Origin of the sequence: Winogradskyella sp. SYSU M77433 (assembly GCF_029911945.1) — a bacterium.
Classification (GTDB): domain Bacteria; phylum Bacteroidota; class Bacteroidia; order Flavobacteriales; family Flavobacteriaceae; genus Winogradskyella.
On record NZ_JARYTG010000012.1, the window covers coordinates 1 to 11,437 of the forward strand.

The 11,437-nt window shown below is 34.8% G+C and carries 14 protein-coding genes; all 14 read right to left on the reverse strand.

What is annotated here, in order from left to right; genetic code table 11:
• Positions 1-1,148 precede the first annotated feature (1,148 nt).
• Entirely contained in the window at positions 1,149-1,787 is a 639-nt protein-coding gene (locus tag QGM60_RS17835; RefSeq protein ID WP_281141611.1) for a hypothetical protein, read from the reverse strand.
• A gap of 186 nt (positions 1,788-1,973) precedes the next feature.
• Complete coding sequence (locus QGM60_RS17840; protein ID WP_281141612.1) at positions 1,974-2,798, reverse strand: hypothetical protein; 825 nt, start codon at positions 2,796-2,798, stop codon at positions 1,974-1,976.
• Position 2,799: 1 nt separating this feature from the next.
• Complete coding sequence (locus QGM60_RS17845) at positions 2,800-3,339, reverse strand: hypothetical protein (RefSeq protein ID WP_281141613.1); 540 nt, start codon at positions 3,337-3,339, stop codon at positions 2,800-2,802.
• Positions 3,340-3,514: 175 nt separating this feature from the next.
• Complete coding sequence (locus QGM60_RS17850; RefSeq protein ID WP_281141614.1) at positions 3,515-4,105, reverse strand: hypothetical protein; 591 nt, start codon at positions 4,103-4,105, stop codon at positions 3,515-3,517.
• Between the two features lie 203 nt (positions 4,106-4,308).
• A complete protein-coding gene (locus QGM60_RS17855) occupies positions 4,309-5,430 on the reverse strand; it encodes an MBL fold metallo-hydrolase (RefSeq protein WP_127137572.1) in 1,122 nt (373 codons plus the stop codon).
• Between the two features lie 54 nt (positions 5,431-5,484).
• Positions 5,485-5,940, reverse strand: coding sequence for a PaaI family thioesterase (locus tag QGM60_RS17860; RefSeq protein ID WP_127137571.1), 456 nt, complete (start codon positions 5,938-5,940; stop codon positions 5,485-5,487).
• A gap of 11 nt (positions 5,941-5,951) precedes the next feature.
• Entirely contained in the window at positions 5,952-6,563 is a 612-nt protein-coding gene (locus tag QGM60_RS17865; protein WP_205780347.1) for a luciferase family protein, read from the reverse strand.
• Positions 6,563-7,459, reverse strand: coding sequence for a class III extradiol ring-cleavage dioxygenase (locus QGM60_RS17870; RefSeq protein WP_127137570.1), 897 nt, complete (start codon positions 7,457-7,459; stop codon positions 6,563-6,565). Before QGM60_RS17870 ends, QGM60_RS17865 begins: the two co-directional genes overlap by 1 nt.
• 31 nt (positions 7,460-7,490) lie before the next feature.
• Positions 7,491-7,862 (reverse strand): DoxX family protein, encoded by a 372-nt coding sequence (locus tag QGM60_RS17875; RefSeq protein WP_127137569.1) that lies wholly within the window; start codon positions 7,860-7,862, stop codon positions 7,491-7,493.
• 20 nt (positions 7,863-7,882) lie between these two features.
• On the reverse strand, positions 7,883-8,308 hold the full coding sequence (locus QGM60_RS17880; protein WP_127137568.1) for a DUF6526 family protein: 426 nt from the start codon (positions 8,306-8,308) through the stop codon (positions 7,883-7,885).
• Between the two features lie 34 nt (positions 8,309-8,342).
• On the reverse strand, positions 8,343-8,798 hold the full coding sequence (locus QGM60_RS17885; RefSeq protein WP_127137567.1) for a MarR family transcriptional regulator: 456 nt from the start codon (positions 8,796-8,798) through the stop codon (positions 8,343-8,345).
• Positions 8,799-8,800: 2 nt separating this feature from the next.
• Complete coding sequence (locus tag QGM60_RS17890) at positions 8,801-9,280, reverse strand: glutathione peroxidase (RefSeq protein WP_127137566.1); 480 nt, start codon at positions 9,278-9,280, stop codon at positions 8,801-8,803.
• Positions 9,281-9,285: 5 nt separating this feature from the next.
• On the reverse strand, positions 9,286-10,122 hold the full coding sequence (locus QGM60_RS17895) for a dienelactone hydrolase family protein (RefSeq protein WP_127137565.1): 837 nt from the start codon (positions 10,120-10,122) through the stop codon (positions 9,286-9,288).
• A gap of 19 nt (positions 10,123-10,141) precedes the next feature.
• Complete coding sequence (locus QGM60_RS17900; protein WP_127137564.1) at positions 10,142-11,173, reverse strand: aldo/keto reductase; 1,032 nt, start codon at positions 11,171-11,173, stop codon at positions 10,142-10,144.
• Positions 11,174-11,437 lie beyond the last annotated feature (264 nt).

Sequence of the window (11,437 nt, forward strand, 5' to 3'; positions counted from 1 at the left end):
AAATTTTTGAAATCGAAGTAAGCAAAATCTTCACTTTAGAAGACTCTGATTGGGATTAGTTCATATTACTGCCAACGTTAGCGTATAAATTTCAGTTGCGGAAAATCGGTACGATTTTCCGATTGAGCTGAAAGATAGAAAATTGCAATGAATTTCCGTAGGAAATTCAGCCGCAATTGAATTTATACAATGTTGGTTGCAGTTATATTTCAGTTTTAAGAGATTCATTCCGTTTTGATTTGCGTTCAGCTATTCAATTCCACGTTTTGATTCCGTAATTTTTGGAATTCAATCGAGTAGCAGTGATCAATTCACGTTTTTCAAATTCCGCTCGAGTGAATTTCTGCGCACAGTTCCGTTTTACAATTTCAATTCAGCGTTACGTTTCGGTTTTGAGTATTAAATTCAGTTTCCGAAAATCTTTTTTGCGCAAAGTTCCGCTGTTTTCAAAGTTCGGAATTCGAACAATTTTCACGTTTAGTTTTTAATTCTGCTATTGCAACCAACGGTCTTGGCTATGGTTTCGTTGCGGAAAAATCCCAGCGGATTTTTCCGATAAGTAACGAATATACTAAAAAGCGGTGAATTCGGCTTTGCGAATTCAGCCGCAATGAACTATAGCCGTTGTTGGCAATAGTTTTTAATCAGTTCATTGAGCTTTGATAAATTCATTCGTGAAATCAGAATCAGGAATTTTTAGAAACAGAGTGTCCTTCCCAGAGTTCAATCTATAATCCATTATAAAATCCGTTTCTAATTCAGGGTCAATATTTGTCAACTGGGTATAGTAAATTTTTGTACTGTCGCTTTTCCAAGAAAATTTAGTTGTTCTTTCCCAGGCGTTGTATATCAGAGAATCTTTGAAAAATTTCAATTCAACAATATTGGCACTTTTGGTCGATTTCCATTGCCCAAGCAGATCAGAGTTAATATTATCATCCGAACAGCTCTGTAAAAATGATACGTAGATTATAATTCCAATTATATATTTCATTCAAATTATTGCCAACGGTCTTGTATAACAATCAGTTGCGGGTTGGTTAGAAACTAAGATAGCTAAAATTACCGACTTTTATGCTTGCGCGGTTGTGTCCGCAGGACACAAAGCCGCAATTGTTGTTATACGTTGTTGCCAGTAGTTTTTATATTTATCCTACGCATTTGGAATTATAAAGATCAACTAGCTCAGGTATATTTAATCTTTTAAATCCATTTTCTATATAATCCATAGCTTCTTGGCAATCATTAAAAAATTCTTTTGACCTTTTTTTATACTTAGGACCAGAACCTGTACCTTGCTGATGTAAATGAAAAGGTTTTTCATTTACTTTTTGGACATAATAGGAATATTTTGCACTTGTTCTATCAGCATATTCCCATTTGATATATAAACTACAAAAGTCATCACGTACTAAATACACTTTTTCATACTCTCCATCTATTTTAATATATTTGTAACCTATGTAATTAGCTATAATTTTTTTCCCTATAGAGAACTCTCCTTTTTTACGAATAAGTTCAACTTCATCTAGATTGATTGTGTTTGTTTTCTTACGATACTCTTCTTTTTTCTTTTTACTTACAATTCCAAAAAGAGCAAATCCTTTAATTTCGACTTTTTCTTTGAAATATGTTAATTGATCATTTTCATTGTAAAATTTATCATTTGCCATATTAAGCGTATCACCATTTTTCAATTCAATTGTTGCATATTGACAAAAAGAATTTAAACTAAATAATAAAAAGATTAGTGATGTACACATTTGAATTAATCTGTTTTTTTTCATAATTGATGGTTATTTATATTATTAAACTTAAATTTTTTTCAAATTACTGGCAACGGTCTTGTATAACAATCAGTTGCGGATTGGTTGGAAACTAAGATAGCTAAAATTACCGACTTTTATGCTTGCGCGGTTGTGTCCGCAGGACACAAAGCCGCAATTGTTGTTATACGGTGTTGTAGGCAGTTTTTATATGGTCGTTATTGAATTCGCTAGTCTCTTTTCATTTCCAATTGGCGTTGTATAATATCGTTGTTCAATTCCATACATCAGTTGTTTTAAATTTTCTTCTGAACCAATATTGAAATTTCTGTCATTATCTGAAAATTCAAGTTCATTACAGTATTGTTTTATATAGTCATAAATAGAATTTCTTTGTTGCGCATTAAAACCATTAAAAGTGTCCATTGCCATCGCGATTCTTTTTCTATTTGCCTTTTTGACTTTTGATGCATCATATCCATCTGTTAAATTGATAAATTCATTTTCAAGAAATTCTTCAGTATCTTCTTGTGTTGCTTCTCTGTATAAATTTCCGATTCCTGAAAATATTGTCGTGATTGACGTTAGTTTTTTGAAATAGAGTATATCTTCTTCCTTATCATAAATGGCATCTGGCAATTCTTTTAAGATAATTATCGGATTGTCATTTTGAATTTCTGGTTGGTTGGAAATAGAAAACCATTTGCGTCTAATAGTCTGACTCCTAGATAACTTTTGAAAGTAGTAATATCGATTGTCTTGATAAGAACATAGATATTTTAGTCTATTATAATCTGCAAGAGCAATTTGATTATATTCAGCCGAATTAAAGTCTGTTGTTAGTAAATCAATGCAAAAATCTGTTTCTGAAAAAGCTTCTATTGCAAACCATTCATCATCTTCGAGCTTATAGTCAGTATCGTATTCGTGTGGATTGTCCAAGTCATCTGGTAAGTTAAAAATATCTTCATCGGATATCATTTTTATGTATTCTCCGTTACGTCCTGTTTTTTTTGCAAGTAGATGATTCATATTATTTTTTTATATCGATAAAAGTGAAATTATTTATTCGTCTTAATTGTTCAATTTTGATGCTTTTTGGGTCTTTTAATTCTTTCCTTGTTATTACAAAAAGTTGAACATTATTAGTTGTATTCAAGTAGTAGAAGTGATATCTAAAAACTAAAAAAAGAGGATTAAAATAAAGAGTTTGAGATAAGAATGTGAAAATAAATAGTATCGCAAACACAAATATTAATGTTTCAACATAGGGAACACTTAATGCTACAAAAAAGTATCCCAAATAACTTGGTAGAAAAGCATTGTTGGCTTGTTCAATACTTACAATTGAAGCTTCTTGAATATTATCTTTACTTAAAATTCTTGCTATTAAAAGGCTTAAAAAGGTCAGACCAACTGGAATAAGAAAGTAAATAATGTACGACACGTAATTTGGTAAGTTTAATAATCGACAATCTATGCCATTAATCAGTATTTGCTCTTTGACTAAAAAAACAACAATTATCAATGAAGTTGCATTGAAAGTTAATAATAGTCTGTATAAAAAATTCATTCGGTCATTTGGTTGTTTAGTTAGGTTTTAAATTGCCTACAACGGTCTTGTATATTTGTCAGTTGTGGGAATTTAGGAATTAAAGATAGTAAAAAGAACTGACTTTGATGCGCCAGCGTCTGTGTCCGCAGGACACAAAACCACAATTGGAAATATACGTTGTTGGCTCACGTTTTTATTTTATTTTAAGTTCTAGTATAATTGGGTTTTCAGAATCTAATTTTTCATTATGAAATATCAAAAATTGCGCTTTTTCGTTATTAAAATGTGTAGTTCTTATATCATAAACTCCATAAACACATAAATCATTTTTATTATGAACTACTTTATCAAAAAACAAAATATCAGTTTTACAAATATGTATGGTTTCACCGCAACTTAAAAGTCCTCCACTTCTTACTTCAATATTATACTCTTGATTAATTTGAAATTTAGCAATTGGCTGACTCAAAAATACTGTGATTAGTGTTATTGCTATGACTGGAATTAATAATATTACTTTCAGAATTTTTTTCCAATTATTATCGACTATCGTGAAGAAAAGTAAACAAGTTATTATAAATATTATTCCAATTATTGAATTTGTGTAAAAGCCTTTAAATTTTATATCGTTTAAAATTAGTACTAAACTAATTATATTCAATAGTAAACTGCTCAATAACACTATTGAAATTTTTTTCTCAATTTCAATTGATTTAAAACCGGTAATGTTTGGAATCAGGTTGAGACCAGCAATGATGAATAAAGAGATTAAAAATATTACCATTTTAAGATTACTCTTTGGTTTTGAGTGGTTTTAAATGTGTGCCAACGGTTTGCGTATATGACTTGTGGCGGTTTTCGAAGTGCTTTCTTGTCGGCTTGCACCAAACTTACTTAAAAGCAAAAAACTTGAATTTACCACTTTCCCCGCCATAAGTTATATACGCTGTTAGCGGTTCGGTGTTTATCAAAAGTAATTTAGGTCTTTTATTTCCACCAAAAATCAAATACTTGGGTGGTATCTTTTAGGTAAACCACTTCGCCAATTTTTGGGGTTGCAATGTTTAGGTTTTCTGTTTTATTAAGCTGTGTTAGGGTTTCTAAAGGGTCGTCCCAATTGTGATTGGCCATTTTAAATTTAGAAGAGTGTGCAGGCAATATGCGCTTGGCTTTTAAATCTTTGGCAGCTTGTATAACGTCTTCCGGAAAATTGTGAACCGCTCGCCAAGCAGCATTGTACTGACCGTTATCTAAAATAGCAAAATCAATTGTTGCATATTTCTTCCCAATGGCTGCAAAATGACTATCGTAACCACTATCTCCACCTACATAAATAGTCATCGATGGTGATTTAATTAAAAAGGATGCCCAAAGGGTATTGTTGCGGGAAAATCCTCTGCCCGAAAAATGCCGAGCAGGCTCGCAATGAATGCTTAGGTCGGTGCCTTGTTGTGTGCTTTCGTACCAATTTAATTCGATGATTTTATCTTCGGGAACGCCCCACTTTTTAAGATGATTACCTACCCCTAAACCAACTATAAACTTTTCTGCCTTTTCTTTTAGATGGATTATAGTGGGGTAATCTAAATGGTCATAATGGTCGTGGGTAATGATAAGGTAATCGATTTTGGGAAAATCTTCTGCTTGATAAATATCCGTTCCCGCAAAGGCTTTGTTGGTACCGGGAACGGGAGATGCATTGCCGCTGAATACAGGATCTACCAAATAGGTTTTTTGGTCGAGTTGCATAAAATAACTGGAATGACCGAACCAAACAAGAACATTTTCCTCAATTGCTAAACTTTTCAAATCGGTTTTAATGGTAGGTAATGTTTTATCAGGAATAGGGTTAGAAGGTTTTTCAAATAGTTGCTCTTTTATCACTTGTGTCCAAGAATAATTAGGGGTAAGCATCGGTGTTGGACTGATATTTTGAAATTTACCATCCTTATAATTAGAGAGTTGTTCATATTTTTGCCTGTCATCTTTGGTTGGAGAAGCCCCAAATTTATCTTGTTGCATAAAAAGCCAAAGAGCAAGAATTAAAATGGAAACTATTACAATAAATACAATCATCACTTTTTTTAATTTTCGAAAAAACTTGTTCATCTTTTTTAGATAGAAAAATTTGATTCATTTAAATTCTTGAAAAAGCCAACACATCTAATCTTTTCCAGAAAGCTTATCACTATTTTCTTTTATTAATTTGCTAAAAACACAACGGGCAACTACTACGGGATTTTCTTGGTGGTCTTGAAAAAGTTGAATATCCACTTTAACGATGGTTTTCCCATCTTTAATCACTTGGGCTTTAGCTTCTATATCGCTGGAGGTTGCAGCGTGTAGATAGTCTATGCGCATATCAATGGTATTGAGTTTGTCTTTGGGAGATTGCAGCGTAGTAGCAGCTGCAGTGCCACCTGCTGTATCTGCAATAGCAGCTAAAAACCCTCCGTGCCAACGCTCTTGAATGAAATCTCCAATGAATTCGTTTTTAAAAGGAACGTGAAGATGTGCATAACCCGACTTCACTTCCAAAATTTTTATACCTAATAGTTGATTAGCAGGCATCAATTCTTCAATGCCTTTTTTTAATAACTCAATAAATTCTTTTTGCATATTTTATGGCTTTATTTGTCATTTAATTTGCCGGTTGCAAATAAATAAGACCGCAAGATAATTTTTTTAATGATTTCTTTTTCTTCTTCATTTCGAGGGGCATACACCATAATAAAATTATGAGTAAGATAGCCCATTTTGGCAACTGGGTGTAACTCACCCCAACCTCGGCTTATGACATATTCAGCATCTTTTAATGTTAGACCTAAGTGCATACTGCCATCGGGCACTGGATGAAAGTGAGCAAACTCATTTCCAATCATAAAGGCGTGACAATCATTGCACATTTTGTCGGAAGAGAGACACATAGCTTGGGCTCCGGGAACAGATATTTTGCTGAACTCTTTGTTGATTTCAGGAAGCGAGAATGCCCAATCCATTAGTGAATCAACGAGTTTACGGTCTTCGGGCTGTTGATTCAGCTGCATATGTGGGTTGCTTGGTGTAGTTTTGGGTTTAATCCCATTTCGTAAGGGAAGTTCAAAGGTGTTTTCGTTTATCATATTTTTAGGGATTGATTTTTCATATTTTGTTAATTGTATTTTTCCTTGATTGAAACTGACGCTAAATGAAGTGAAAATCAAAACGATTAATAGTAAGTACCAATAACAGGATACTGTCATTATTGTTTGATGATAAAACTCCTTTCCCCAAAAGCGGGAAGGGAAGACTCTGATTCAAAAAAGTAATGTATTTCATCTTTGGAATCCATCAACCCTAAACTATATAATACAGGCACAAAATGGTCGGGCGTAGGAGCTGCCAGTTTGCCTAATTTATGACTGTTTTGATAATTAATAATGTTAGAGATATTTCTTTTATCTATTTGTTCCTTAACCCAGTTATCATATTCCATCTCCCAACCATAGGGCGAACTATCATTGCTTTGCATTTTTTTCATAGCAAGTGGGAGATTGTGAATTAATGCACCGCTGCCAATGATGAGTACTCCTTTTTCACGAAGTGATTTTAATTGTTTTCCTAACTCGTAATGATATTCAGGTTTTGCATAATAGTCGATGCTTAATTGAAATACAGGCACGTCCGCTTCAGGAAACAAGTGCATAAGCATAGGCCAAGCTCCGTGGTCGAGACCCCAGTCGGTAGTTTCGCTAACCGATGGGATAATGCGTTTTACTTCTTTTGCAATTTCAGGGGAGCCTTTAGCTTTGTAAAATACATCATAATATTCTTTAGGAAACCCATAGTAATCGAAAATCTGTTGCTGTTCAGGCGATACGTTAACAAAAGTTCCTCTGGTACACCAGTGAGCCGAAACCACCAAAGCAGCTTTTACTTCATAATTTTTTTTCAATTCCTTTCCCAATTGAAATAAGGTATTCCAAAAGGTGCGTTCTTCTCTTGAAAGCGGAATATCCATAGGATTGCCATGCGAAGTAAATAAAACAGGCATCTTTTTTCCTTGAACAGGAAGTTCATCCGTATATTTTCTAAAGCTGCTTAAGGTATTCACAATTGTTAGTCCTAATGTTGCTAATATAAATTGTTTTCTATCCATTTTAAGTTGACTGTTCTAATACTGGATTTGATTAAGAAGGATTTCCACTGATTAGTCTTGTAAACATTTCAGGGGTTCTTAACCAAGCAGTTACCCAAATAAACAACAGAACGATGGATTGAAAAACGTAAGGCTCGTCATTGGCCATATGTACCAATATGGCACCTCCAAAATAAGCACTCAATAACAATACCCCTAAAACAGCAGTGCGAGGTATCAAAAACAACAATACACTTACCAATTCGCCCAAAGCTATGATGGTTATCATTGAGCCCAAGCCCCATTTACCGAAATTTTCAACCATTTCGGGGTTACCTATTAGCTTTTGGCTGGCACTCATTACTAATAAAGCGGTAAGCAATCCTGCCATTACCCAACCTGTAATTTTTCTTTTTTTGCTCATAATTTTTTGTTTTAAAATGTTTAAACTCTATTTTCATCTGCAGTCCAATTTTTTATGCTTTCTTTTATGGCTTTTGGACTAAGGTTTTCTTTGGCTGCTCGCTCTATCAATGCTGCTAATTCTTCATCTGATGCAAATCTAGTGGCAACCAGTTGTGCCATAGTTAATTTATCTTCTAATTCTTCTAATCTGTTGCCTGTCAAAATATAATAGCGTAATCGTAGTTCTGCTCTTATGGTTCTGTCTTGATTTTTTGTGGCATACAATCTAGCTATTAAAGAAGCGAGAAAAACACTTAAAGCTAAAATCAGAAAAAAGATTTTTTCAGTCAGACTGTGGTCAGAGAATAGCAATACAATACTCAATATCACCCCAACAAGTGTGAGCGGAGATAGAATAAAATGATGAAGTGGATTGTAACGGACGTGATTTTTAAAATTTTGCATATTCAATTATTTTTTGGTTATACTTTGTTTAAAATTATTTACAATGATGCTCTTTAGTTAAGGCAATTAGCTTTTGCAAGGTATGTTTCATCTGGTCCATTTCTTCTTGACTTATCCCTGAATGACTAATGGAGCAAGATAATTTTTCAGGTATGTAACTCGCCTTCTTTTTTAAATTTATTCCTTTTTCTGTAAGGCTTATCTCCACTACACGTTCGTCACTACTAGAGCGTTTCCTTGAAATAAAACCTTGACTTTCCAACCTTTTAAGCAAGGGAGTCAGGGTGTTGGACTCCAGCATTAGTTTACTGCCAATATCATTTACCGTCAGGTTTTGGTATTGCCAGAGCACCAACATCGTTAAATATTGAGGGTAAGTAAGCCCCAACTCGTTGAGCAGGGGCGTATAAAGTTTGGTTACCACTCTAGATGCTGCGTATATCGGAAAACAATACTGATTTTCAATTTCTAATTCAGCAGAATTTTTCATTTTTAAAGAATTTTTCGCAGGTAACTTTCCATTTTCTCCGGCTTGGTGGTAGGAGCAAATCGTTTGACCGGCTTTCCGTTTTTATCAATGACAAATTTGGTAAAATTCCATTTGATGTTGCTACCTAAAATGCCTCCAAGTTTGGATTTTAAATACTTAAAAACGGGGTGAGCATTGGGCCCATTGACTTCTACCTTGTCGAACATAGGAAAACTTACCCCGTAATTAATTTCGCAAAATTCACTAATCTCATTGGCTGTGCCTTGTTCCTGCTTTCCGAATTGGTTGCAAGGAAATCCCAAAATAACCAACCCCTTGTCTTTGTATATTTTATACAAATTTTCCAATCCCTCATATTGTGGGGTAAGTCCGCACTTGCTAGCAGTATTTACCACCACTATGGTTTTACCTTCAAACTCTTTCAAAGAAATGGTTTCTCCGTTGAGTTTTTTTGCCTCAAGTTCAAATAAGCTCGCTTCCATTTTAATTACTTTTTAGTTGGAAAATAAGTTTTGAAAAAGGCTTTCATATCCTTCCAAGAAGCTTTGTCGGCAGCTTCATTGTAGGAAATGGGAAGGTTGAATTTTTCCCCGGTAGCTGTAGATGCTTTATTGGTAAAAGCGTGTGTGGCATCAGCATAAGACTTAAACTGGTAGGTAATGTTGTTGTCTTTCATTTGTTGATGAAAATTATCCACATCAGCTTGCGGCACAAACGAATCACTTTCACCGTGGCAAACCAATACTTTGGTGTTTTTCATTGCAGGACTAGCTTGAAAGCCGCTTAGTCCACCGTGAAAACTAACCACAGTTTCTAATGGTACCCCTAAGCTGGCAGCAAAAAGCGAAACCGTTCCGCCAAAGCAATAACCTATGGCACTTACTTTTGAAGCGTCCACCTGTTGTAGTTGAACTACAGCATCATAAGCCGCCTGCATCCGACTTTTTATCAGGTTAGGATCCCCATAAAACCTTCCGGCATTGGCCTGGGCATCGGCAGGGTTTTCTACGACCAATCCATTACCGTACATATCCACCGCCATAGCTACATAGCCTAACTCTGCCAACATTTTAGCACGATTTTTCACATAGTCGTTCAGCCCCCACCATTCGGGCACTACTAAAATGGCAGGTTGTTTTCCCTTTTGCTTTGCAGGATAATAAACAACGCCATTGAGTGTAACCTCGCCATCTTTATAGGTAATTTCTTCAGTTTTAACCTTGCTTTTTACATTTTCTTTGCTGTTTTGGGCAGTCAGAGTTTCTACACTAAAAAGGAGTGTAAAAAGCAATAAAATGTATGTTTTAAAATTTATCGTATTCATTCTGTTTGGTTTTTAAATTTTATAAAAAGAAATCTCCATTGGCTCTATCCATAGCTGTAAACTGCAACATCCAATAAGGATAAATAGGGTTTAATGCTGTTAGCTCATCCAGGATTTTAACATCTTCTGCATCCATTTCCCAGGTAGTAGTTTTGATGTTGTCTTCCAACTGGTGAGGCTTGGTAGCTCCAATAAGTACGGAAGTTACTCCGGGTTTTCTCAAAAGATAATTTAGGGCTGCTTGTGCTATAGAAGCCTTGTGTTTGTTGGCAATTTTTTCCAACTCATCAACAATAGCATAGCCTTTTTCCGGATCGATTTGAATAAAATTCTGCTCTTCATTGGTTCTTCTTGCTCCTTCCGGCATTGGCTTGTCTTTTCTGTATTTACCGGTTAAAAATCCGCCTCCAAGTGGCGACCAAGGGGTAAAGGCTAGTTTTTGATCCAAGCAAAGCGGTATCAATTCATATTCTACATCTCTGGATATAAGTGAATAAATGGCTTGCAATGAGACGGGTTTTTCCCAATGATTTTTTTCAGCGGTGTTGATAAACTTCATTAGCTGCCAAGCCGGGAAGTTACTTACCCCATAATATCTAATTTTTCCTTGTGAAACGAGGTCATCAAGGGTTGAAATGGTTTCTTCAAAAGGAGTAATTGGATCGTAACTATGAAGTACATAATGGTCGATATAGTCGGTACCCAATCGTTTTAAACTGTTGTGACAACTCTCGATAATGTGTTTTCTGGAAAGGCCCACATCATTAATTTCTTTACTCATTCTACCGCGGACTTTGGTAGCAATGATGACATCCTTTCTTTTGTCTTTCACTGCTTTTCCTAAAATATCTTCCGATTGGCCGTGAGAATAAACATCAGCAGAATCGAAGTAATTAATGCCAGAGTCTATGGCGATGTCCACTAATCGCTTGCTATCTTCATAGCCTAGAGAACCTACCACACTCCAGTAGCCACTGCTACCAAAACTCATCGTTCCCATACAAAGTTCTGAAACTAAAATTCCTGAATTTCCTAATTGATTGTACTTCATAGTGATTTAATTTAAAGTGAATGATAAATATTTAAGTGTAAAAGTATATCTTTGAAGATTAAATCGCAAGCGATATATTTTGTTTTAACAAATTTTAGGATTTTGAAATTTTTTACACTGACCGCTAACGGTCTCGTATAACCGTCAGTTACGGGATTAAAGTTATTGTTTTTCGGTTAAGCACTGACGTTAGCAATTCCGAGTGGATTCGGACGTAGTCGAATCCGCCGTAATTGCGGTTATACATCTTAAGTTTACAATCCA